Source organism: Algoriphagus sp. 4150, from assembly GCF_031457395.1.
Classification (GTDB): Bacteria; Bacteroidota; Bacteroidia; order Cytophagales; family Cyclobacteriaceae; genus Algoriphagus.
The window spans coordinates 154,942-179,551 of record NZ_JAVDWS010000009.1 but is presented as its reverse complement, the minus strand read 5'-3'; the positions used below and the strand labels follow the sequence as shown (position 1 = coordinate 179,551).

The 24,610-nt window shown below is 41.8% G+C and carries 24 protein-coding genes; 13 read left to right on the top strand and 11 right to left on the bottom strand.

Translation table 11 applies throughout. The features are described 5' to 3' along the window. Positions 1–47 precede the first annotated feature (47 nt). On the bottom strand, positions 48–1,652 hold the full coding sequence (locus tag J2X69_RS13465; protein WP_409014419.1) for a peptidase dimerization domain-containing protein: 1,605 nt from the start codon (positions 1,650–1,652) through the stop codon (positions 48–50). Positions 1,653–1,940: 288 nt separating this feature from the next. Here J2X69_RS13465 and leuS point away from each other — a divergent pair, with 288 nt between their 5' ends. The 3 genes from leuS to J2X69_RS13450 all read left to right on the top strand — a co-directional run bounded on the left by leuS (position 1,941) and on the right by J2X69_RS13450 (position 6,818). Next, positions 1,941–4,715, top strand: coding sequence for a leucine--tRNA ligase (gene leuS / locus J2X69_RS13460; RefSeq protein WP_310104067.1), 2,775 nt, complete (start codon positions 1,941–1,943; stop codon positions 4,713–4,715). A 193-nt stretch (positions 4,716–4,908) separates the two neighbouring features. Continuing rightward, positions 4,909–5,979: a glycosyltransferase family 4 protein gene (locus J2X69_RS13455; RefSeq protein WP_310104065.1), complete on the top strand. Its 1,071-nt coding sequence runs from the start codon at positions 4,909–4,911 to the stop codon at positions 5,977–5,979. After that, complete coding sequence (locus J2X69_RS13450; protein WP_310104063.1) at positions 5,979–6,818, top strand: FkbM family methyltransferase; 840 nt, start codon at positions 5,979–5,981, stop codon at positions 6,816–6,818. Before J2X69_RS13455 ends, J2X69_RS13450 begins: the two co-directional genes overlap by 1 nt. A gap of 722 nt (positions 6,819–7,540) precedes the next feature. Here the strand turns inward: J2X69_RS13450 and J2X69_RS13445 are convergent. After that, positions 7,541–8,464 carry an AraC family transcriptional regulator gene (locus tag J2X69_RS13445; RefSeq protein WP_310104061.1) on the bottom strand — a complete coding sequence of 308 codons (924 nt, stop codon included), beginning with the start codon at positions 8,462–8,464 and terminating at the stop codon, positions 7,541–7,543. A 176-nt stretch (positions 8,465–8,640) separates the two neighbouring features. Between J2X69_RS13445 and J2X69_RS13440 the strand changes: the two genes are divergently transcribed. The 5 genes from J2X69_RS13440 (at position 8,641) to J2X69_RS13420 (ending at position 13,362) form a co-directional block, all read left to right on the top strand. Then, positions 8,641–10,167 carry an aldehyde dehydrogenase family protein gene (locus tag J2X69_RS13440; protein ID WP_310104059.1) on the top strand — a complete coding sequence of 509 codons (1,527 nt, stop codon included), beginning with the start codon at positions 8,641–8,643 and terminating at the stop codon, positions 10,165–10,167. A 77-nt stretch (positions 10,168–10,244) separates the two neighbouring features. Next, a complete protein-coding gene (locus tag J2X69_RS13435; protein ID WP_310104057.1) occupies positions 10,245–10,643 on the top strand; it encodes a DUF779 domain-containing protein in 399 nt (132 codons plus the stop codon). 64 nt (positions 10,644–10,707) lie between these two features. Continuing rightward, positions 10,708–11,871 carry a dipeptidase gene (locus tag J2X69_RS13430; protein WP_310104055.1) on the top strand — a complete coding sequence of 388 codons (1,164 nt, stop codon included), beginning with the start codon at positions 10,708–10,710 and terminating at the stop codon, positions 11,869–11,871. After that, positions 11,871–12,599 carry a VIT1/CCC1 transporter family protein gene (locus J2X69_RS13425; RefSeq protein ID WP_310104054.1) on the top strand — a complete coding sequence of 243 codons (729 nt, stop codon included), beginning with the start codon at positions 11,871–11,873 and terminating at the stop codon, positions 12,597–12,599. Before J2X69_RS13430 ends, J2X69_RS13425 begins: the two co-directional genes overlap by 1 nt. A gap of 1 nt (position 12,600) precedes the next feature. After that, positions 12,601–13,362, top strand: coding sequence for a DUF5995 family protein (locus tag J2X69_RS13420; RefSeq protein ID WP_310104051.1), 762 nt, complete (start codon positions 12,601–12,603; stop codon positions 13,360–13,362). A 93-nt stretch (positions 13,363–13,455) separates the two neighbouring features. Here the strand turns inward: J2X69_RS13420 and J2X69_RS13415 are convergent, their stop codons facing one another. The 4 genes from J2X69_RS13415 to J2X69_RS13400 form a co-directional block, all read right to left on the bottom strand. Then, entirely contained in the window at positions 13,456–13,620 is a 165-nt protein-coding gene (locus J2X69_RS13415; RefSeq protein ID WP_310104050.1) for a hypothetical protein, read from the bottom strand. Positions 13,621–13,666: 46 nt separating this feature from the next. Beyond that, positions 13,667–14,083, bottom strand: a complete 417-nt coding sequence (locus J2X69_RS13410) for a PIN domain-containing protein (RefSeq protein ID WP_310104047.1) — start codon at positions 14,081–14,083, stop codon at positions 13,667–13,669. Further along, positions 14,080–14,334 (bottom strand): DUF6364 family protein, encoded by a 255-nt coding sequence (locus tag J2X69_RS13405; RefSeq protein WP_310104046.1) that lies wholly within the window; start codon positions 14,332–14,334, stop codon positions 14,080–14,082. Before J2X69_RS13405 ends, J2X69_RS13410 begins: the two co-directional genes overlap by 4 nt. 272 nt (positions 14,335–14,606) lie before the next feature. Next, positions 14,607–15,716 (bottom strand): DUF4407 domain-containing protein, encoded by a 1,110-nt coding sequence (locus tag J2X69_RS13400; protein ID WP_310104044.1) that lies wholly within the window; start codon positions 15,714–15,716, stop codon positions 14,607–14,609. Positions 15,717–16,011: 295 nt separating this feature from the next. On the opposite strand from J2X69_RS13400, the gene J2X69_RS13395 reads away from it, so the two are divergent. The 3 genes from J2X69_RS13395 (at position 16,012) to J2X69_RS13385 (ending at position 18,624) form a co-directional block, all read left to right on the top strand. Next, a complete protein-coding gene (locus J2X69_RS13395) occupies positions 16,012–16,671 on the top strand; it encodes a GDSL-type esterase/lipase family protein (protein ID WP_310104043.1) in 660 nt (219 codons plus the stop codon). Positions 16,672–16,989: 318 nt separating this feature from the next. Further along, on the top strand, positions 16,990–18,090 hold the full coding sequence (msrA, locus tag J2X69_RS13390; protein ID WP_310104041.1) for a peptide-methionine (S)-S-oxide reductase MsrA: 1,101 nt from the start codon (positions 16,990–16,992) through the stop codon (positions 18,088–18,090). Between the two features lie 126 nt (positions 18,091–18,216). Further along, complete coding sequence (locus tag J2X69_RS13385; RefSeq protein ID WP_310104039.1) at positions 18,217–18,624, top strand: hypothetical protein; 408 nt, start codon at positions 18,217–18,219, stop codon at positions 18,622–18,624. Here the strand turns inward: J2X69_RS13385 and J2X69_RS13380 are convergent, their stop codons facing one another. Beyond that, entirely contained in the window at positions 18,625–19,053 is a 429-nt protein-coding gene (locus J2X69_RS13380) for a Dabb family protein (RefSeq protein ID WP_310104037.1), read from the bottom strand. A gap of 161 nt (positions 19,054–19,214) precedes the next feature. Between J2X69_RS13380 and J2X69_RS13375 the strand changes: the two genes are divergently transcribed. Then, the gene (locus J2X69_RS13375) at positions 19,215–20,390 is read left to right on the top strand and encodes a hypothetical protein (protein ID WP_310104036.1); all 1,176 of its coding nucleotides are present in this window, start codon (positions 19,215–19,217) and stop codon (positions 20,388–20,390) included. A 2-nt stretch (positions 20,391–20,392) separates the two neighbouring features. Continuing rightward, positions 20,393–21,394, top strand: a complete 1,002-nt coding sequence (locus J2X69_RS13370; RefSeq protein WP_310104034.1) for a 2-hydroxyacid dehydrogenase — start codon at positions 20,393–20,395, stop codon at positions 21,392–21,394. A 240-nt stretch (positions 21,395–21,634) separates the two neighbouring features. Here J2X69_RS13370 and J2X69_RS13365 read toward each other — a convergent pair whose 3' ends face one another. From J2X69_RS13365 to J2X69_RS13350, 4 genes are read right to left on the bottom strand one after another with little or no spacing between them, the layout of a single operon-like run. Then, positions 21,635–21,829: a cold-shock protein gene (locus J2X69_RS13365; protein ID WP_086501652.1), complete on the bottom strand. Its 195-nt coding sequence runs from the start codon at positions 21,827–21,829 to the stop codon at positions 21,635–21,637. A 5-nt stretch (positions 21,830–21,834) separates the two neighbouring features. After that, entirely contained in the window at positions 21,835–22,116 is a 282-nt protein-coding gene (locus J2X69_RS13360) for a cold-shock protein (RefSeq protein WP_310104025.1), read from the bottom strand. A gap of 10 nt (positions 22,117–22,126) precedes the next feature. Beyond that, positions 22,127–23,335, bottom strand: a complete 1,209-nt coding sequence (locus J2X69_RS13355) for a DEAD/DEAH box helicase (protein ID WP_310104023.1) — start codon at positions 23,333–23,335, stop codon at positions 22,127–22,129. Positions 23,336–23,342: 7 nt separating this feature from the next. Then, positions 23,343–24,335 (bottom strand): acyl-CoA desaturase, encoded by a 993-nt coding sequence (locus J2X69_RS13350; RefSeq protein WP_310104021.1) that lies wholly within the window; start codon positions 24,333–24,335, stop codon positions 23,343–23,345. Between the last annotated feature and the right edge of the window lie 275 nt (positions 24,336–24,610).

The window sequence follows — 24,610 nt, the reverse complement described above, 5'->3', positions numbered from 1 at the left end:
AAATCGGAAAACCACAGTACTAATAAACTTCTGCTGTCCTTTCAAAATCAATCTTTTTTAAGTGTTGGATAAGCCACTCCCAATTGCTCCAAATAGGTACCAAACTTAGTCTCATCGTAATAGAATTTTTCCATTTCCGGACGGAATTGATCCATAGTCTTTTTATTCAGGTAAATAGGGGCCTCATCTTCTGCAGAAATCATAGGCTTATATTCGGTTTCCTTGGTCTGCACATTTTTGAAATAATCCCAAGCCTCCTCAACTAATTCCGGCTGTAGCAAAAAGTCCAAAATTGTCATCGCTTCAGCTTTGGCTCCTGCAGTTACACCCTTATGTGCAATGGGAGTTGCCATGGCAATAGCATTGCTCCAGTGATGCCCCGGAAGTCCGGGTATATTGGAAGGAAATCTCAACGTAACAGTGGGAACTACCCAAGAGACATCTCCTATATCATCAGACCCTCCGGATATTGGTTCTTTGACAGGCAATCCAAGCGTATCCAATTTGGTAGGCAAACCTTCCGCTTTTTTAACCCCCAATTCAGTTTGCACTGCTTTCGCCAATTGCTGGTCTGCTTCAGACCATTCGGGCAAACCTACTTCAAGGATATTTGCATACATTTTCTCCGCAATGGTTTTATTGAAATGTCGTGGCCAGGCAGTCCCGAGAATCTTTGAGGTCACCTCAGTATCAGTCATCAGCGCTGCACCTTCTGCCATTTTATTAGCCATTCCATACATTTCCATTATGCCTTCGTAGTTCACATCCCTGAAATAATACCAAATGGAAGCTTTGGAAGGAACCACATTGGGCTGATCACCCCCGTCTGTAAAAATCGAATGCGAACGTTTCAGAGGATCTAAATGCTCTCTTCTATAATTCCAGCCTACATTCATCAACTCAGCAGCATCCAACGCACTTTTCCCCCTCCAGGGAGCTCCGGCAGAATGAGCCGCCTCGCCTGAGAATGTATATTCCACAGAGATCAGTCCAGTACCCGAAGTTTGTCCATAGCTCACTCCAAGATTATTTGCGACATGAGTGAAAATACAAATATCCACCCCATCAAATAAACCGTCCCTAGTGTACCAAGCTTTGGCCGCCACCAGCTCCTCCGCAATTCCAGGCCAGAGCACAAGCGTACCGCCTATATTCTCACGCTCCATAATCTCCTTCACCGCCAAAGCTGCTGTGATATTCAAAGGAATCCCTGCATTGTGTCCCTCTCCATGTCCCGGAGCTCCTTCCACAATAGGTTTATGATAAGCCACCCCCGGATATTGGGATGCCTTGGGAATGTTATCCACGTCAGAACCCAAGGCAATGGTCGGTCCCTCCCCGTTTTTCCAGGTAGCAAACCAGGCTGTAGGAATACCGGAGACACCCATTTCTATCTCAAAACCATTTTCACGGAGTATTCCGGTCAAGTACTTGGATGATTCAATTTCCTGAAAGCCCAATTCAGCAAAGCTGAAGATTTTATCCACCATCACCTGACTCATTTTGGCTTTCTGGTCTACCAGAAGCACAGCTTCTTGCTTGAGTTCGGCAATTCTCTTTGGGGTCATTCTCTTTTGGGCAAAAGAGTGCTGAGTCAAGAGTATCATAAAAAAGAATAACCCGGTATAGCGGCGTAGTAAAGTTGATTTCATCTGTTTATATTTTGATTTTTAATGGTCAGATGGAATCTCGCAGGGCGCATAACCATGCCTCTCCCGAAGCAGGTTCGGGACAAGTTGTGTGACTTTTTAGTCCTGCTCGATTTCATAGGATTAGTGGTTAGGTTGAGATGTAAAATATTAAAAATGTTTCATCAATTCTGACAAAAATGACCAAAGGAAAAAATGGATGTTGGGAGGAATTATGAATTTGAATTCCAAAGCCCGGCAATTTTTCTATTTTTGCAGGCGTTCAGCTAAAAAATAACGAATAATTCAATCATGGCGGAGTACAATTTTAGAGAAATCGAGAAAAAATGGCAGGCATACTGGGAAAACAACCAAACTTTTCTTGCCAAGGTAAACCCGGACAAACCTAAATTCTATTCTCTCGACATGTTCCCCTATCCCTCCGGTGCCGGACTCCATGTGGGGCATCCGCTGGGATATATTGCATCTGATATCGTCAGTAGATTCAAGAAGTTGAAGGGATTCAACGTTCTTCATCCGATGGGTTATGACAGCTTTGGACTACCTGCGGAGCAATATGCTATTCAAACAGGTCAACATCCTGCGATCACTACCGAAGAAAACATTACCCGTTATACGGAGCAACTGAAAAACATTGGATTTGCTTTCGACTGGAGCAAAGAGGTCAGAACCTCTAATCCAGACTATTATAAGTGGACGCAGTGGATCTTTATGCAGCTTTTTAATAGCTACTATGATCAGGATGCGGACAAAGCACTTTCCATCGAGTCTTTGATAGCGCGGTTTGAGAAAGAAGGAAATGCCAACGTAAAGGCTGTTTGTGATGAGGATACTCAAAAGTTCAGCGCTGCCGAGTGGAGTGCTTTCTCCGAAAAAGAAAAGCAGGAAACACTTCTAAAATACAGACTGACATTTCTAGCCGAAACCACCGTCAACTGGTGCGCGGCACTGGGAACAGTACTTTCCAATGACGAAGTAAAAGAAGGCTTCTCCGAGCGTGGCGGCCATCCGGTGGAGCGTAAAAAGATGATGCAGTGGTCGATGCGGATCACCGCCTACGCAGAAAGATTATTGCAAGGCTTGGAAAAAGTCGATTGGTCTGAACCGATCAAAGAAATGCAGCGCAACTGGATTGGAAAATCCATAGGAGCTGATGTGGTTTTTCAAGTAAAAGACTCAGAACAAACCATTAAGGTATTTACTACCCGAGTGGATACTATATATGGTGTCACCTATTTGGCTTTGGCACCGGAAAGCGATCTTGCAGCAGCTCTGATCACTGAAGATCAACGCGAAAAAGCTGAAGCGTACATTGAAGTAGCCAAAAACCGCTCGGAACGTGAGCGTATGAGTGATGTCAAAACCATCTCAGGTGCATTTACGGGATCCTATGCGATCAATCCATTCAACGGTGAAGAAATCCAAGTTTGGGTAGCCGATTATGTTTTGGCAGGCTATGGTACCGGTGCCGTGATGGCTGTACCTGCACATGATGAGCGGGATTACAACTTTGCCAAACACTTCGGACTGGAGATCAGACAAGTGATCGAAGGCTCCATGGAAGAAGGCTCTTTTCCGGGAAAAGGCGGCTTGATCATCAATTCCGGCTTTATCTCCGATCTATACATGAAAGATGCTATGGACAAAGCCATAGAATTTTTGGAGGAAAAAGGCATAGGAAAAGGCAAGATCCAATACCGGATGCGGGATGCGATTTTCACCCGACAGCGCTATTGGGGCGAGCCCCTTCCGGTTTATTTCAAGGAGGGACTACCCTATTTGATTGAAGAAAAAGATTTGCCTTTAGTATTGCCGGAGGTAGACAAATACCTGCCTACCGAAGATGGAGAACCTCCACTTGCAAGAGCGAAAGACTGGAACTACAAAACTCCGGATGGTGAATTCCCTCTGGAAAGAAGCACTATGCCCGGCTGGGCAGGATCAAGCTGGTATTTCTTCAGATATACTGATCCTAAAAATGAAACTGAATTTGCCGACAAAGCGAAAACAGATTACTGGGGAGCTGTAGATTTATACATCGGGGGATCCGAGCATGCTACCGGTCACTTATTGTATTCCAGATTCTGGACCAAGTTCCTTTACGATCTTGGGGTAGTGAGCGTAGATGAGCCCTTCCAGAAGATGATCAACCAAGGCATGATCCAAGGAAGATCAAATTTTGTATATAGAGTCAAAGGCACCAACAAATTTGTGAGCTACGGACTACGGGACCAATACGACTCATTTGCGATGCATGTGGATGTCAACATCGTCCACAACGATCAGTTGAACCTGGAGAAATTCAAAGCCTGGAGACCTGATCTGGCAGATGCCGAATTCATCCTGGAAGACGGCAAATACATCTGCGGATCTGAAGTGGAGAAAATGTCTAAGCGATATTATAACGTGGTTAACCCAGATGATATCGTAGAAAGATATGGCGCGGATACCTTGAGATTGTATGAGATGTTTTTGGGCCCCTTGGAGCAATTCAAGCCTTGGAATACCAACGGAATCGACGGAGTATTCAAGTTTCTCCGTAAGCTTTGGAATCTTTATCACACCAATTCAGGTGAGTTCCAGATATCTGAAGCCGAACCAAGCAAGGAAGAATACAAAGCCCTTCACAAGGCACTGAAAAAAATGGAGGAAGATATGGCTAACTTCTCCTTCAACACGTCAGTATCCAGCTTTATGATCTGTGTAAATGAACTTAGTGCGCTGAAATCCAACAAACGTAAAATTCTCGAACCTCTAGCCCTCTTGGTTTCGCCTTATGCTCCTCACATCGCTGAGGAATTGTGGAGCCTTTTAGGCAATGAAAAATCTATTACAGAAGCAGTATTCCCAGCCTTTGATGAAAGTCATCTGAAAGAAAGTGCATTCGAATATCCGGTGATGATCAATGGAAAAATGAGAGCAAAGATCAACCTAGACCTTTCCCTTACCAAAGATCAAATCCAGCAAGCCGCTTTGGCTGATGAAACAGTACAGAAGTGGCTGGAAGGAAAAGGTCCTAAGAAGATCATCATCGTTCCGGGAAAGATTGTGAATTTGGTAGTGTAAGTTTCAATCTAAGAGACGGTCTCATAAGTAGGTTTTCTTGTCTGGCTGAGTAGCCAGTCTGCCGAAGGCATGAAAGTCGAAGCCTTTTATGCGCTAATTAAGCCCATTTCGACTTCCCGCCACAGCGAGGCAAGCTGCTCAATGTGACAATTATGAGTTGTGAGACAGCCTCTTAGATTTTCAATACAACTAAATGAGCCGAATCAAACTAGTGTATGTAACACCATCCATGCAGTCATTTGTAAAAAGTGATATAGGGATTCTGCGCAACTATTTTGATGTTCGGGTCATCAATCAACCGTGGGGCAATAAAAAACTTGCTCCGCTCAATTTCATAGCTCAATTTTTCTCCATGCTCACAAACATATTCGGGGCAAAATTCATTATCGTCAATTTTGGTGGATATTGGGCTTTTTGGGGAATTGTCTTTGGTAAAGCATTTGGAAAGAAAGTCTTTATTGTCACGCATGGAACTGATTGTGCGAGTATTCCCGAAATAAATTACGGCAGCCTTCGCATCAGTCTACTGAAACGAATATGCAAATTCAGCTACCACAGAGCCGATGCAATATTCCCGGTAAGCGAATCTTTGATAGAAACGGAACTGTCTTTTGATCCAGCTATCACTTCACGAAAACAGGGGCTTTTACATTATTTCCCAACACTCCAAGTGCCGTTAAAAACAATCTATAATGGACTGGACGATAATGAATGGATACCGCCCGAAAAATCCTCAAGGATCACAAACAGCTTCTTGGCTGTAATGTCCTCCAGCCAATTTACACTCAAAGGTGGAGACCTGATCCTGAAAATTGCCCGCGAATATCCAGATTGCAACTTTTACTTTGCAGGTATCCAAGCTGCACAAATATCAGAACAAGCGCCTGAAAATGTCCGGTTTTTAGGTTTCCTAGCACCAAAGGAATTGCTCAGTTGGTATCAGAAAAGTGAGTTTTACTTTCAGCTTTCCGGTTTTGAAGGATTCGGCTGCGCATTATGCGAGGCAATGCTATGTGGAGCTATTCCCATAGGTTCCAATACCAATCATATCCCTCAGATAATAGGGGATTGTGGATTTATCATACCTGAGAAATCCCTGAAAGCGGCTATCGCCATCATGGATAAAGCACTTTCCGATACCAATAAAGATTTACTTTCGATAAATTCACGACTTCATATCCAAGCCAATTATTCTCTGACGCTTAGAGAGAAAAATCTAATCGAGTCTTTGGAGCAATTTACCTGCGAGTCATATACTAACTAATGGAACATTTATTAAGTAATATTTCGAGAAATTTATATGTGATTCCGGGCGGCTTTTTTGTCACCAAATTGTTTCGGAAATTCTTCACATCCCCGTCCAAAGGTGAAAACTGGAGGAATTTCAAGTTTAGAGGTGTAGCGATGAAAGTAGATATTGCAAAGCAAATGGGCAATGCAATCTACTGGCGTGGTGCCCATGACTGGGCTCCCATTTTTGTTTTGGAAAAGTTTTTAAAAAAGGGGGACACGTTCATTGATGTGGGTGCCAATCAAGGTGAATATTCCCTATGGGCTGCCAGAAAAGTCGGGATAGATGGCAGAGTAGTAGCTTTTGAACCCATGCAACAGCTTTTTGACCAATTGACTGAAAATATCCGGCTCAATGAAGCATTCCACAAATCCATTATACCTGTAAAACTAGGGTTATCAGACAAAAAAGGAGAAGTAATTCTCTATTCCAGTGCCGATTCCAACGAAGGCACAAACACCATTTACAACACGGAAAAATTCAGTATAGAATCTGGAAAAATTCAGCTTGACACACTGGATGAACAGCTAAAATCCTTGGAAATCACTAATGTGAATTTTCTAAAGATTGACGTAGAAGGAGCCGAACTTCAGGTACTAAAGGGAGCTTTGAATACGCTCAAAAAACATCGTCCGATTATTCTTCTGGAAATAAACAAGGATGCCTGCATAGCCGGAGGATATCTGCCGGAGGATATATTGGCACTTCTCAAGCCATTCAATTATTCCTTTTCGAAAATCGGGCTTAGAGGCTCGTTGAGTAAGGTGGACGAGCTCCCTGATTTCTGTAATATTCTCGCATTACCTCAGTAGCTTTTTCAAGAGCGGCAAAAAGTATCCCGACCGGGATTCTACCTAGTCCCCATCACAATCCATTCAAGCTTTACCCCCGGTACACTTTTTCGCTGATAGCAGGTCAAATCCAATACAACAACCTTTATGCTTTGAAACTCCTCAAAATCGTAAAAGGTGAACAGGAACAACAAACACATTGATTAATAGTCACTTTATCACTTAGACACAAATACTAAACAATCCATTCTTCCACATACTGGACAAAAGAATTTTTAAGAAATTTGAAGTTTTTAATTCTGACCGGAAAACATATTCTTCCTTCAGACAAAATGCCCCGTAAACCTTCCCAGTATTTTAATTCTCCAAAATCGCCTTTTCGGAATTTTTAAAAAGACTTTTTCAATTATACCAAATTTTCAATTTTAAAGACTCCATTCTCATTTGTTAACTATTTTTAACCGATTTTTTAAATTACCACACAATTTTGATCTAAATCAAAGATTTTTTAAACCGACTTTTTACATATTAACAAAATGTTAAAAAATATAAGCATAAAAAAAGGGAGCTTTTTAGAAAAAGCCCCCGAGAGTGGGTCTATTGTCAATCATCTAAAACCAAATATACTTTTGTAATCCTTGCTGTGTATTTGTTTTTTTGATCTTTTTATTTTGTTAAACATAGTGAAAATGTTTTAAAGCGCCCAAAAACAAATAATTATTTTATGCAAATATTTAAGAATACTAAGTCTTATGAGATTGAAATACTTTTGGAGTCAAGCCAAATTCTTGCTTAAAAGCACGGATAAAGTATGTGATATTGCGAAACCCCGACATATAACAAACTTCCTGAATCTGAAATCCACCGATAGTCAAGTACTGTTTTGCAAGCTTCAATCGTTCATGAAGTACAAATTCCATCGGAGTCAGTCCCATATCCTGCTTAAACGTACGGATAAAATGAGCTTTACTCATACAGGCTTGAGAAGCCAAATCCTCCAGAGAAATTATTTCCCTGACATTCTTCTTTATATACTCGACTACATGCGCCATTCTGTTTCCCGAAGCCAGTTCTTTATAGGATTTTTGCATCATATCCCTAGCCTGAGTCTGGCTCAGCCTAATGAGAAGTTCCTTGAGTGCTAACGAAGCAATCAGATCTTTTTCCTTCGAACCGTCTTTTACTCCTATTCTAATAAAGCGGTTGATGATTTCGGAGAGATCCTGAGTATTGATCAAATGAAAGTAGCTGAGGTCCAGCCCCCAGTCTTTATTAATCATTTTATCAGGGAATTTTTCATTCAACAGACTGAAAGTAGCTTCAATCATCTCCTTTGAGATGGAGAGGGCAATGCAATGCGTAGGGTTGTTTAAGTGAGCTTCAGGAAAGTCGATTTTCATCACTTCATTAGGCGGAACAATCACCGACTCACCCGGCAAATACTCAAATCCGGGCCTATCAAATAGATGCATTATTTTCTTGCCTTTGAGCATAGTGGTCAACACCAGATCTCCAAAAACCAAATTGACATCATCTGCCTTCTGATGAGTCTCGAAAATATTCAACTCACAGTTGTCCAGCGTGTAAGTAGTCCTATTTTCCACCAGTGTCTTCAAATCTCTGGTATTCCTCCACGGAACACCGGGAATAAAATCATTTTGGGTCATGCCTTTAAAATACTAATAATTAAACGCTTTCTGAAATCAGCTAGTCTTCTCTACAATCATTTAATCCCAATCAACCTCTTCAATTAGTCAACTCAGGTTGATGGGATGTTGTTCCAGTGTAATTTTTAATAACGGGAAATTTGGAGATTTGATCACAACCAAAATAACCGTGTACCATGACAACGCTAACATTATCACAATCCAAGCCTGTGGACCGCCCGTCTGTGAAGGATAAATACGATCATTTCATTGGTGGAAAATGGGTAGCACCCAGTTCCGGAGAATACTTTGACAACATTTCCCCTATCGATGGCAAGCCATTCACAAAGGCCGCGAGAGGAAACAAGGAAGACATAGAAAAAGCAATCGATGCCGCTCATGTTGCTTTCAAGACTTGGTCTAAAACCTCTGCTGCAGAAAGAAGTCGAGTACTGAACAAAATCGCCGACATCATGGAAGAAAATCTTGAAATGTTGGCTAGACTGGAAACAGTCGATAACGGCAAAGCACTTCGAGAAACAAGAGCTGCCGATCTCCCGCTTTGCATAGACCATTTCAGGTACTTCGCAGGAGTGATCAGAGCAGATGAAAGCAGCATATCTGAACATGACGAGCATACCGTAAGCATTGCTTTGCACGAGCCTCTCGGGGTAGTAGGGCAGATCATCCCCTGGAACTTCCCCCTACTCATGGCTACCTGGAAAATTGCACCTGCTCTGGCAGCCGGATGCTGTACAGTGGTAAAACCTGCTGAGCAAACTCCGGCCAGCATTATGGTGCTTATGGAGCTCATTGGCGATGTAGTCCCTCCGGGAGTGATAAATGTAGTCACAGGCTTTGGCGTAGAAGCAGGCAAACCGCTCGCCTCGTCCAATAGAGTCTCCAAGGTTTCTTTTACAGGGGAAACCACCACAGGACGCCTCATCATGCAGTATGCATCCGAAAATCTAATCCCCGTCACCATGGAACTTGGCGGAAAATCACCCAATATTTTTATGAAATCTGTAGCAGATGCAGACGATGAATTCTTTGACAAAGCTATAGAAGGAGCCGTGATGTTTGCTTTGAATCAAGGAGAAGTCTGTACCTGCCCTTCCAGAATTCTAGTTCATGAAGATATTTATGATGTATTCATGGAGCGCGTCATAGAAAGAACCAAAGCCATCAAAATGGGACATCCATTGGCTGAAGACACCATGATGGGAGCCCAAGCTTCCAATGACCAATATCAGAAAATCCTTTCTTACCTGGACATAGGGAAGCAGGAAGGCGCAGTGGCCCTTTGTGGAGGGGAGAGCGCAGGTCTGAATTCCGGTCTGGAAACCGGATATTACATCAAACCGACGATTTTCAAAGGAAACAATAAAATGCGCATCTTCCAAGAAGAGATTTTTGGCCCCGTTACATGCGTAACCACGTTCAAGACCACTGAGGAAGCCATAGCGACCGCCAATGACACGATGTATGGTCTTGGGGCAGGACTATGGTCAAGAGACGCCCATGAGCTCTACCAAGTTCCCCGTGCTATCCAAGCAGGCAGGGTATGGGTAAACTGCTATCATGCCTATCCCGCACATGCTCCATTTGGAGGTTACAAAAAATCAGGCTTCGGAAGAGAAAACCACCTTATGATGCTCGATCATTACAGGCAAACCAAAAACATGCTTATCTCCTACAACAAGGAGAAACTCGGATTCTTTTAAATTGTCAATTTCTAAAACCGGTAAAGGCAGGAGAATTCTCTTCTGCCTTTCTTTAGTTTCACCATATCTCCTTAATCATGCAATCAATCAAAAGAGTCCTCATCACAAAAGCCGCAAAAGAAGTGATAGACATACTCCAAAAGCGTTTCAATTCCGAACTGATGTTTCATCAAAGCGGCGGATGCTGTGACGGCTCCTCCCCCATGTGTTTTGAAAAAGGAGATTTCAAAGTAGGAAGTCAAGACATATGGCTAGGTGAAGTTTATGATTGCGATTTTTTCATCAGCGCAGATCAATTTGAATACTGGAAACACACGCAACTCACCTTGGATGTCGTCCCTGGAAGAGGAAGCAGCTTTTCCATAGAGATCCCGATGGGAGTCAGGTTTATGATCCGATCCAAACTTTTTACTTCGGAAGAACTGGAAAATCTAAGTCCAATAATGACAGGAGAAGAAAAACTTAGAGAGAACTAAACAGAAAACATCTGTTAAGATTCCGTTGTATTTTTCAGTATCTTCAAGAGTGTAATCACTCGCTATGAAGAAATTAATTATTGTTTTGGGAACTGTAGTGCTTCTTTATTTTGCTGCCACCCTGACCATCCCCCCTTACATAGAATCCCAACGAAACCCTGTCAAATCACCTTCACCCTATTCTGTATCTACTGAAGCACAAGCCGTTTATGATCGACTGGACTTCATCGCAGACCTTCATTGCGATGCCTTGCTTTGGGGAAGAGATCTGACCAAAAGAGGGGACCGGGGACATGTTGATTTTCCGAGGATGCGGGAAGCGAATGTAGCCTTACAGATGTTCACAATAGTATCCAAGTCACCTGCCGGACAAAACATGCAAAGCAATAGCTCCGATGCCTTTGACAACATCACTCCGCTCACTATTGCCAAGGGAGAATCTCCTGCCAGCTGGTTTAGCCTGATCAATCGCACGCTTTCGCAATCTGAAAAACTAGCGAATTTCATAGAAAAGGAAAAGGATAAAGCGATTCTTATTAAAAGTGGCGCAGATCTAAACAAACTTATTGCAGCCAGAAAGAAGGATAAAGCTGTTATAGGAGCCATGCTTGGAATCGAAGGAGCCCATGCACTGGAAGGAGAACTGGACAATCTTGACCAAGTCTATGATGCAGGAGTGAGAATGATCGGACTAACCCACTTTTTTGACAATCTACTTGGTGGCTCAGCCCATGGACAGAGTCAAGCCGGACTAACTGACTATGGTAAATCTGTAGTCCAAAAGATGAATGAACTGGGCATATTTGTGGATCTGGCTCACTGTTCGCCTGCGATCATAGAAGATGTATTGGCTATGACAGACAAGCCTGTGATGGTTTCCCATACCGGAGTCAGGGCTGTGTTGGATTCTCAAAGAAACCTCAGTGATCTTCAAATTCAGAAAATAGCCGGTAACGGGGGAATTATCGGCATCGCTTTTTTTGATGAAGCGGTCGGCGTACCTGAGTTGCCGAATATCATCGCTTCCATCAAACACATTCGGGATTTGGTAGGCATAGAATACGTAGCATTGGGTTCGGATTATGATGGAGCGGTCGCCGTACCTTTTGACATTACAGGATTCCCGCTTTTGGTAGAAGGAATGATGAATGCAGGTTTTAGTGAATCGGACATCAAAGCTGTGATGGGAGAAAATGTGAAGAGATTTTTCATGCAAAACCTCAACTGATGAGCGAAGCCCGTATCCATCAAGACAGCAAGTATTTCAAAAAACTTCAGGAATACCTTCGGGAGTTTGTCTACGGGGGAATTGACGGAGCTATCACCACCTTTGCTGTAGTAGCAGGTGGATTCGGCGCCGATCTTGATTCCGGTATTATAATAATTCTGGGTTTTGCCAATTTACTTGCAGACGGTTTCTCCATGTCAGTGGGCGCATACCTATCTGCCAAAAGTGACAAGGAGAATTATAAAAAACATGAATCGATTGAGTACTGGGAAGTAGAAAATTTGGCTGAAACAGAGCGTCAAGAGATTGTTGATATTTATAAAGCGAAGGGATTCGCCGGAGAATTATTGGAGCAAGTCGTAGATCAAATCACTTCCAATAAAGACCTCTGGGTGGCCGAGATGATGAAAGACGAACTAAGCCTAATGGAAGAAACAAAAAGTCCATTTAAAATCGGATTGGCTACGTTTTTCTCTTTTGTGACCATTGGCTTCATCCCACTTCTGATCTATCTCTGGACATTTTTCTACCCCTCGGCTATTGATGTTTTCTTTTGGACCAGCTTTCTCACAGGGCTTGCTTTTGTAGTGATCGGAGCTCTAAAATCTTTAGTGAATCAAACCCCTGTGATCAAGAGTATTGCAGAGACAGTCGCTTTGGGGCTTCTTGCAGCCGTAGTAGCATATTATGTGGGCGATATTCTTCAAAACTTTTTCATAAAACAATAACATGGAAACTATAGACGAAGTACTGGTTCGAATGGATCAAATCGTAGATGAGTGCAAAAGCACTCAATCCCGTATAGGTTATTTTGCAATCCTGTACCGACAAGTGACTCGGAGAATTAGAGACGGGATTCTGGCCCGGGAATTTGAAGACAATCCACGAATGGAAAAGTTAGACGTGTTATTTGCAGGCAGGTTTATAGATGCGTATGACTCATGGAAAAACGGCGTGCGGCCAACAGAAAGCTGGCTTATGGCTTTTGAAGCGAGTAAAGTGAGTAGGCATCTAGTTCTCCAGCATTTATTTCTTGGTATCAATGCACACATCAATTTGGATCTGGGGATTTCCGCTGCCGACACTATGGGTGCAAACCCCATTGCCGGCATTCAAAATGACTTCAATAAGATCAATGCTGTGCTGGCAGAATTGGTGGACGGAGTCAAGGCCAACATCAGCACAGTATCACCGATTTTTGGATGGTTAATTCCCCTGGCTAAAGGGCGTGATGAAATGCTGCTCAATTTCTCCATCCGGCTAGCAAGAGACGGCGCATGGAAATATGCCGGAGAATACTATGCATGCGAAGATCGGACCGCGTCGGTCTTTGAGCGTGATATGACTATTGCTAAACTGGCAAATAAACTGATAAACCCAGGTAAATTCTTGCTGTTTATCGTGAAAATAGTCAGCTTGGCAGAATGGAAATCCGTGAGCAGAACGATGGATCAATTGGATATGGTGGTGAAGGAAGCGCAGACTATTTAGGGCATGCTGAAAAACGCCAGTAATAAATCAAAAGCTATCCTATTGAATGATTAACCCATTTTTGATGCGAACGGTTTTTCAGCAAGTGTAGGTTTATTGACCACAATCGGTCTTAATCCATGCATCAGAAAATCCCAAAACCGGGACTTTCAAGCTAGCCTCAGCCATGCCATCTTCTTCGTTGGCCTCATTCGAGGTATAAGCATACATCTTCACTCGGCCGCCTTGAAGCTGGCATACCTGAGACTTTTTCAGCAAGCCCTATTTAGCAAGAAAAACCAATTCTCGCCTATCTGGGTAAAAATCAAAAAATATACTTCTTAAGAAAATCCTCACATCCCAACACAGGAATTTTAGAATAATAAAAGCCGTCCGAGTCTTCCGTCACGATCACTTCACAATCACTTCCCAAGGCAGAATAATATTCCAATCCATCTTCAAAATCATAAACTTGACGATCGGATAAAGTTTGGCTGCAGATCGTCTGGTCCACAGTGGTCATCAAAATCTTCTTGGACAACATTTCTATCTTCAACTTCGCCATTTCTGCACCGCTTTTCTTTTCTGAAAAGTAAAAAGCAATCGCCAAACATATAGGCGAAGTGAAAAGCTGAGTCCCCTGTCGATCTGCTAAACTAAGTACCCGAGAAGAAATAGGAAATAGTGGATATTCTTTGTTAAGTACTGATATCAAAATATTTGCATCAAGAAAAACCCTCATTTCTTAGAAGAAAAGAATTCATCTTTTACGTCTTTTCTACTTGGTGATTTTCGGTACTCAATACGTCCTTCAGCTACAAAATCTACCCAGTCAGAAAACGGTAAATCTTCTAAGGACTTATAGTTTTTGGAGGTAATCTGTGAATAGAGATATTCAGTCAGTCTAGAAAGACTGATGTTATTTTCTTCAGCAAATGACTTTGCCCGATCAATTACATCTTTATTGAATGATAATGTGACTTTCGCATCCATAACACCTGAATTTTAATATACGTAAAGATAATATTTTCTATACGTATAACATACTGTTTCGGATGTTTTTTTTCCACAAAAACCTGAAAATCAGCTATTACTAATTAACTGGTGATGATAGATTTTCATGTATATCCGCTTTTCTACCAGGTAAGGTCAAGGCTACTTCGGTCATCTGTCATCGGTCTTCCAGCCAATAAAGCAAGGAAAATATGGCTACTGGCATCATTGCGGATAATCATATAGATTTTTAAGCATAATGATGACTAAACCTAAAACTCTGATTCAATCCTAGCTATTTCCGCCTCCGTCTGAGCCTTGTTTTTTCGATTGGTTTTATCCTTTTGGAGATCGGTGGCATAGAAATGAGTGTCTTGGAAGTACCCAATTCTCGCTTCAGATTCGCCTTTGGCAAAAGTCCATTTTTCCCCTTTGAAAAGCCTAACCTTATCTTCATGCAATTCCAAATACTCATCATAAGGACCACGGGGAGAGATCAATTTCACAAAAATCGGTGCAGTTTCGATAGCTATGAAAAGCAACATGATAAATACGTTTGCCATAGCCATAGCTGAGCTTTCTTTTGTCAGCGCATCAAGTGCTTCCATCCTAGCAGCAAGCCCATCAAAGCCTTCGATTCCCGGCTGCTGCTTTTCAAATTCTAACTGACGTAATGCAATAAAATTACGGATTTGAGCTTCCAATGTATCGACCCGAATTTGATTTCTCAGCCTCAACCCATCCAAGGTTGATTGTGCCGCATCAAGTTGCTGCTCCTTCTTCTTGGCATTTGTACCCAGCCCTACTATTCCGCTGGTACCGGCTGTTTTCTCTCCAAACCGTTCTGCATCATACTCTTTTTGAAGTTGATCACGATAAGCTTCGAAATTTGCAACCTCAGCTTTTAAGGTATCTATTTTTGATTCCAGTTCTTGGATTTCGGGAAAGCCCTTAGCTAGATCCAGCTTGGATTGGGTTATAAATTCAGTCCGTTTCTCATCGATTTTACGATCAATTTCCCGTTCAAACATTTTCAATTCCAGAGGCTTTGAGATCACCAAAGCAAGCAACACCGCCAGCACCAATCTGGGAATTGCAAGCTTCCACTCACTCCATGCATTTTCCTTCTTCCTCATACTGGACACTATAAATCGATCCAGATTGAATATCATCAGCCCCCAAAGCACTCCAAAAAAAACGGCTGGCCATATGGATTGAAACACAGTATACAAGGCATATCCTGCAGCCAACGCTGCTAATATCCCTGTAAAAAACACCGTCGCTCCGATTCCTACATATTTATTCGATTCTGTGGGCGACCGCTTGAGCAATGGAAAGATAGCACCGCTGCAAAACCAGAAAAAACGGGTAATATGTTCCATACGGAGGAATTAAGGTTGATCCTCTTATCCAACGCTAAAACTCCTCCAAAAAAGATCAACCACAGAATCCACTCTATTGAAATGGGACGAAAATCCCAAAAAACAACTCATACTTCAAAATATCACAGAAAAAATGTGACGAAAATCCTTGATCTCTACTTCCAAACAAGAGCTGAAAAATGTCCGAACTGTACGCGCATGTACTGTAACTGATCGGTTTTGTCCATTTATATAAGAAACAGGGAGGGTCAAAAGACAATCATGGTATCCCGATATCACTTTGTTATATTTAAGCATGAAGAATTACATCTCCGCCACCCTGCTTTTCCTTTTGGTATTCACCCTGCAATTCACCTATGCCCAAGAAGACACCCCCTTCCAAGAGGAAGTGGATAGACGTGCTAAGGAAATCGACGATAGCGGATGGCAAAAAGGAAGTACGGTGTTCACCGGGAGCTCCAGTGTGAGGATGTGGGACAATCTCGAAGATCAATTTCCCGATGTTGCCCTAATCAACTCGGCATTTGGCGGATCACAAGCTGAGCACCTTTTGATGCATTTGGACAAAACCGTCCTGCGTTACTCCCCATCAAAAGTCTTCGTCTATGAAGGAGACAATGACATAAACGACGGCAAAGAAGTAACTGAAATCATGGAAAATCTGGATAAGATTGTATCTGAAATTCAAGCGAAATTTCCGGACACAATTGTCAATCTGATCGCTGCAAAGCCAAGTCCCTCACGGTGGGACAAAAAAAACTCTTACTTGGCGTTGAATGATTTAATCCGACAATACGCCACCTCCCATGAGGGCGTACATATTGTCAATGTCTGGGACATCATGCTTGATGATACCGGAAAGCCAAGAGCAGATATTTTCCTCGAGGACGATCTCCACATGAACGAAACAGGCTATGAACTTTGGAAGGAAATCTTTACTCCCTTCTTGAAGTAATATTGAGCTATGCGTAACTAACAAAACAGCAGGCCTGAACTGAAAAAATCAGATGCTTGAGCAATGGAACTAGGGTCAATTTCTATTCATTCAACCCTTCCTCCTATTAGAAGAAAACTAAGGTAAGTTGATTTGTCATACATTATAGAGCTAATAAATTCTGCTGATATGTAATCCGAAAGATAAACCGAGTGCCGGTTCATTCCGTACTTCCATGTGTCAGATTATTGAAGACGCACTTTATTAAAACAGAATTGTTCAAATTGAGTTTAGCGTATTCTGATTCCTTTATCTTCCAAATCAAAAAAGAACAAAGAAATGTTTAGCTCAAATAAACTTATAACTCCAACGCTATCGCTCATCGTAACACTGATGTTTGCCTGCGGGAATACTTCAGTTCAAAACAATGGATCATCTACAGATGCCGCTAAGCTGGCAGATTACAGAGGAAAAACCGAACTGGCTACTTTTGCCGGTGGATGTTTCTGGTGTGTTGAAGCGCCATTTGAAGGAATAGATGGAGTCATCACAGTGATCTCAGGCTATGCAGGAGGCAAGGAAAAAAATCCTACATACAGTGAAGTATCCAACGGTAAGACTTCCCACAAAGAATCCGTACAGATCACCTTTGATCCGGAAGTGATCAGTTACTCAGAATTGGTGGATATTTTCTGGCAAACTTATGATCCTACAGATGTAGGAGGTTCGTTCTATGACAGAGGATCTCAATACGAATCGGCTATTTTCTATCATGATGCTACCCAAAAGAAAGTGGCGGAAGAATCCAAAAAATTGTTGGACAAATCAGGGAAATTTGAAAAACCGATAGCTACCCCGGTGATTAAATACACCAACTTCTATCTGGCCGAAGATTATCATCAGGATTATTACAAAAAAAATCCACAAGACTATTATTCCTACAGAAATGGATCCGGACGGGACAAATTCATCAAAGCACATTGGCCTGAGCTCAGTGAAAACAAATACAAATCCCCTTCCAAATCTGAGCTGAAGAACACCTTGACGAATTTACAGTATAAGGTCACTATGGAAGATGCGACTGAACTCTCCTTCCAAAATGAATACAATGGCAACAAAAAAGACGGAATCTATGTGGATATCGTCTCAGGTGCTCCTCTTTTCAGTTCCAGAGATAAATATGAATCAGGCTCAGGATGGCCCAGCTTCACCAAGCCCATCGATGCCAGAGCATTGGAAAAGCCAACGGATGATGATCTCGGAATGCTTAGGGTAGAGGTAAGAAGTAAGTTTGGGAAAAGCCACATCGGCCATGTGTTCTACGATGGGCCGGAACCTACCAATCTTCGCTACTGTATGAACTCCGCAGCTATGAAATTCATCCCTACAGAAGAAATGGAAGCTGCAGGATACGGAGATTACTTGTGGTTGGTTAATTGATTTTTCCGGAAGAGGCTACCCGCCGGTGGCCTCTTTTATTGAGCATGGGAGCTAAAAGATTTTTTGATGCGTTTTTCAATAAAAACTCATCCCGATTTCTATCTTTAAGTCTAACTTGTTCTTATTATGAAAAAATTCGCTTGGATTGCCGGCATCGTTATAATCGGACTTTTGGCCGGGATATTTTGGTACAAATTTTACTTCGTATTTGGTGAAGGCGTGAAAGCAGGTAGCTTGAATTACTTCGTGAAAAAAGGAGTAATGTTCAAAACCTATGAAGGGAGGGTTGTCCAAGAAGGTTTTCAAAGCCCTACTGCAGGCGGACTTCAGAGCAACGAGTTTCGGTTCAGTGTGGTAGACAATGACGTAGCAGAGCAGCTGGAAAGAGCTTCCGGCAAGTTCGTAGAACTTCGCTACAAAGAATATAACGGCATGCTACCTTGGAGAGGAACCAGCAACTTCGTAGTCACAGAAGTGCTGACAGTAAATAATCTGGGCAAAACTGAAGGATCAGCTTTGCCCTTTGATCAATAATTAAGGGCGGGTCCAGTAATCCACCACAGTTACCTTATCCAAGTGGGGGCCTAGAACAGCTCCAAAAGCCTTATGAGCAGGGTGAGGCAAATACGCATCTCTAGCTTCATCAGAATGGAATGTCAGCGTGAAGGCATGTGTCAAGCCTTGGTTCAGACCTTCAGGACTGGAATTTGTTCCCCATTCGAAATCCTCAATCCCCTCAATCTCATTCTGAAGATTTCTGAAAGCATCCACTACGGATTGGATATCTTCGGGAGAGGAGGTCTCTTTGAAGCTAAAAAAAACACTGTGTCTTAGTACTGAATCGGGTTGTGATGCCATAGGGTTTTCGCGAATTTCTGTAATTTCTTTTTCGGTTTGTTTTTCTTCTTTTTGAGCGCAGGCAAGCGCCAATGCCAAAGGAAGAAAATAAAGTAGTTTCCTCATAGGTGTTAGATTTTTTACCAATCTAGGGAGATTCAGAGAAATATTCTAAATCTCACCAAGAATGTAGAACCCCATTCCAAAAAATATTAGGACCTCGTGGTTTTATTAATATTAAAACTATATTTAACGAAAATTTAGTAGATCTACGAATTCAAAGTAAAATGAAATATCCTATCTATCAACTCGCGGTGTGCCTTCTTGTTTTTGGCATTTATACTCGCTGTTCGACAAAAAACAGCGAAAGCACTATACCAGATGAAGAAAAATTTAAACTCACCAAAATTGACTCCTTTCAAGTAGACAATTTCACCAGAATTTCTATCCTCGATTACAGTCCTGAGGAAAAAATATATTTGGGTTACGCTATCAATGAAGATGACATCTTGGAAATTTCAGAAAAAGGACAAATTCTCAAGCGGGTACATAAGAAAGGAGATGGGCCTGGGAATTATGGAAATTGGAATCCCATAGGCTTGGGTTTTGGACCTACCGAAGAAAGGATTGTCGAATTGCCATTTGCGGTGTTCAGCTATGACAAAAATTATGAAGTAATACATAAGCATAGAATCATGTCCCCGCTACCTATTCGTGCCAATACACCTTTAGGAAGGCCACCGTTTTATCAACTGGCTGACACCACATATCTCTTGGTTGGCCCAAGTAATTATCTTACAGCCACACTTCTTATCCACAATCAAGAAGGAAAAGATACTCTCCAAAATTTCTATCAACTGAATATGCAAACCGGATCAGTCAAATCAGTTATTTCTTATGAAGACAATTCGATCTACAATTCCACAGAAAACATCTATCCGGAACTAATGGGGAAATCATTCTTTGCAGATCATGAAAGCAATGAATTTGCTGTGGTTCAGAATTTGGACACTGAGATTTTGATTTACGACTTACCTGAATTGACTCTCAGTAGATCGATTCAGATTGCACATTCAGAGTTCCTTACCTATCCCCCTCTCCCGATTGGCACTTCTTTTTCGGATGAAAGAACAATAGTACTAAACAAACTATCTGCACGAAATCAAAAGCTCCTGAATCTTGGAGACAAAACTTATTTACTGCAATACTTCACCGGTATATCCCAAGCAGAATATGATAGTAGAAATTCTGAAGAAGCCCCTTATATAGGGCGGTTTGATACCAGTGAGCAACGCATATTGATTTTCAAAAATGGCAAGCAGATTCCCCATGAACTTTCAGGCATAGACGGAAGCTTAATCATTTCACTTCCGGATAGCAAGATATTAGTTCAAGAACCCGAAAATTCTGAACTTGAGGAAGAGTTTACTCGATTTTCCATATATCAACTTCAACCCAACTGATCATGAAAGTGGCATTTTTCAGTACCAAATCTTACGACAAACAAAGCTTCAATGAGCTTGTACCCGACCACAGCCACGAATTCACTTACTTCGAGCCAAAACTTGACAGCAACACTGCCGCGCTTGCCGATGGACACGATGCTATCTGCTCCTTTGTAAATGATCATTTGGACGAAGGAGTTCTAACCAGACTCTCAGAAATGGGTGTGAAAAACATTGTGCTAAGATGCGCCGGTTATAATCAAGTGGACTTAGAAAAGGCTGAGGAATTGGGCTTCAAAATATGCAGAGTGCCCGCCTATAGCCCTGAGGCAGTTGCCGAGCATGCTCTGGCGCTGATCATGACTCTTGCCCGCAAAACGCACAAAGCCTATAACCGGGTTAGGGAGAACAACTATTCTCTGGAAGGTCTTACAGGTTTCAACATATATGGGAAAATCACAGGAGTAATAGGCACAGGAGCAATAGGCAAAGCCTTCTGCAAAATCATGCTTGGCATAGGATGCGAAGTGATAGCCTATGATATCAAAGAGAATGAGGAACTTAAAAAACTGGGCGTGCGATACCTTCCTCTTGATGAATTATTGACCCAAAGTGACATCATATCCCTTCATTGTCCTTTGAATCCTGACACCTACCATCTGATAAATAAACAGAGGCTGGCACAAATGAAAGAAGGGGTGGTACTGATCAATACAAGCAGGGGCGCATTGATAGAATCTAAGGCAGTGATTCAAGCACTGAAAACCCTGAAAGTTGGGAATTTGGGGATTGATGTGTACGAACAGGAAGAAGATCTGTTTTTCCAAAACCGGTCAGAGGAAATCTTACAGGATGAGGACATCGCCCGACTGATGACATTCCCCAACGTCCTGATTACAGGCCATCAAGCCTTTCTTACCAATGAAGCTCTCACTCAGATTGCTAAGGCTACCCTACAAAACTTGGATGAACTGGATGCCGGAGCGAAGCTAACCAACGAAGTAAAATGGAAGAAGGATTAGGATTAGGCCCCATGTGCTCAACTTACCCTAGTCACATTTGCCTTTCATCCAAGAAGACTGATAATTAGAAAAAACCATGTCAATTAGGCCTTCTCAAGCGGGCAAGAAAAAGCAGAAACTCAAACCACGAAAACCGCCTTGCCCGCTGTGGTAAAAAGAGAGATAAAAAAAATGCCTGCAAATCATAGACTTGCAGGCATTGACCTTTGTATTTCTTAACTGGGCAAAGCCCGATTGGAATTACTTAGCTACTTTCACGTTCACAGCGTTAACGCCTTTTTTACCTTGAACTACGTCATAAGTAACGTGATCGTTTTCACGGATTTCGTGTACTAGACCTGAGTGGTGTACAAATACATCTTCACTGTTGTCTGCTGGTGTAATAAAACCAAAACCTTTGGTTGTGTTAAAGAATTTTACTGTTCCTTCATTCATGATTACTAACTTTTTAAATTGGTGTTTCTATTAAATTTTTGATGTTGTGTATTCTGCGCTCTAGGCGGATTCTGTGGCCTAGGAGCATTTTCTTTTTTCGGTGGTTCTGGTTCTGGCGGAGTGTCTGAGATGTTACCAAACTCATCCACGTACGCAATCATATCGTCCAGATCTCCGCTCTTTGGCTGATCCTTACGAGCAGCCATTTTTTCTTGCTTTTCTTTCTTTTTTCTCTTTTTAAGTTCTGCTTTTTGCTTTTTAATGAATGTGTTTTGGTTTTTTGACATTGCGACGATTTTAATTGACAAATGTTATAGCCCTGCCGGTTTTTCCTGCACGACCTGTCCGGCCAATTCTGTGGATATAACTATCCATAGACATGGGAAGCTGGTAATTGATCACATGGGTCACATCAGCTACGTCTATACCTCTGGCCGCTACATCAGTAGCTACCAGGACTCGAGTCATTCCGGTCTTGAACTCATCTATAGTTCTGTTCCGGAAATTTTGGGACTTATTACCATGAATCAACCCAGACTTAATTCCGGACTGATTTAATTTCTTACTCAGCTTATCCGCAAGGCGTTTAGTTTCAGTGAAAATGATCACCTTCTCTAAGTCGTTTCCTCTGAATAAATCAGCAAGTATATCAAACTTATCCTTGCCTTCCGGCACACGGATAATTTCCTGATTCACATTCTCACTGGTAGTACCACCAGTATTTACTTTTATTTCTACCGGATTATTCAGCAATCCATCAATAAGAGACTTTTGGCTGGGCTCCAATGTCGCAGAAAACAGCATAGTCTGACTCCTTTTCGTCATTGAATTTACGAGTTTTTTTACATCATGTACAAACCCCATATCCAACATACGGTCAAATTCGTCCAATACTAACGTATTTACTCGGTTGAGATGCAGTAATTTACGATTGGAAAGATCCAATAATCTACCCGGAGTACCGACTATCACATGAAGTTTTCTGCCCAACGCCTTAACATCGGAGTTGATATTCGTCCCACCTATGAAAGTGTTGGAATACAAATTCATGCCTTTACTAAGACTTTTGAATTCCTCTTCGATCTGCAAAGCCAGCTCACGGGTTGGTGTTACTATCAAAGCAGTGAAATTCTGAGGATCCAATTTGGCATGTTCAATAATCGGAATCAAAAAAGCCCCCGTCTTACCCGAACCTGTATTTGATATCCCGAGCAAATCTCTTCGATCCATTAAAGAAGGAATAGCCTGCTCCTGAATATTGGTCATGCTTTCATAACCTTTTGCTTCGATATTTCTCAACAAAGCCGCGTTTAGATTAACGCTTGAGAATGGAGTCTCTGAGCGAAATCCTTCTTGCCCACTGGGCTGAGCCATTTTCACCAACAAGTTGGGATCTAACTTAGATTCCTTTTTGTTATTTTGGGCAGGTCTTCCCGCAGGACGTGAATTCCGTCTTTGGTTTGCTGCCACTGCTGGTCTTGTATTACTATTTCTATTACTGTTCATGATATAATTAGGCTTTTACCGGCTCCATTTTGGGAGAGTTACCCAGTTCATAGAGCATTTTAAAATGGTCTAACACAGCCATCAAAAAATGAGGTTTTGAATAATAAGGCACGTTGAATTCTTCAGCCGTCGCCTTCACAATAGGGGCTATTTCCCTGTAATGCACATGGCAAATATCAGGAAACAAATGATGCTCTACTTGAAAATTCAATCCTCCTACAAACCAAAACAATACTTTTGAATTAGGAGCAAAATTGCAAGTCGTAGCCAATTGATGAAGTATTCTTTCTCCTTCCACCACACCATCGGTATCAGCTTTGGGGAAATCCACCACCTCTACAATATGTGCGATTTGGAATACCATCGTGATCACAAATCCTGTCACAAAATGCATCATTATAAACGCTAGAATAATCATCCCCACTGAAAATGGAGAGAAGATAATAGGCAGACCCAGTACAACAGAGAAGTAAGTAAGCTTAAGGAAAATCAATTTCACTATTCCACTTCTGTATGCTTTCTCTCCGCCTTTGACAAGGCCTTTGTTATAATATCTCGTGAATCGGATAAAGTCTTTGGCAGTCACCCAAGATAGGGTAGAAAGCGAATAGAAGAACCAAGCGTATAAATGCTGGTATTTATGCAATCCGTTTTTCTCAGCATTCGGAGAAAATCTCAAAAAGAATGGCGCGTTGATATCATCATCATGCTCATCGATATTCGTATAACTATGATGAAGCACATTGTGCTGAAGATGCCAAACCATAGAGCTGGCGCCCACCATATCAAGGGTATACCCTACCCAGGTATTTACTTTTTTATTTTTGGAATAAGACCCATGGATGGCATCATGCATAACGCCCATGCCCACACCGGCCATTCCAAAAGCGGAAAGCAAATAACAAGCAAATAATTGAAAAGTGGTAGTAGCTACCCCTGTGACCACTAAAATAAGTGGTACGATATACAAGGAAATTAAAAGGATAGACTTAATAGCCATCTCAGTATTTCCATACTTTGATTTGTTTGCGGATTTGAAATGTCCGTAAACTCTCTTTCTTAATGTTTGGGAGAATTCAGATAATTCTGATTCTGAGAACCTTACTGTCTTAATGGCACTGTAATTAAATTATAAATACTAATGTTTCCCGTGGGATTTTCTCTGCAGGTTTTAATTTGAAGATTGGACTTGACCAAATCTTGTAAATTAAAAAAGTAGAAAGATGAAGAATTAAAACCTTGCGAGGGGAAACTCTTGAATTTGCTACTTAAGCA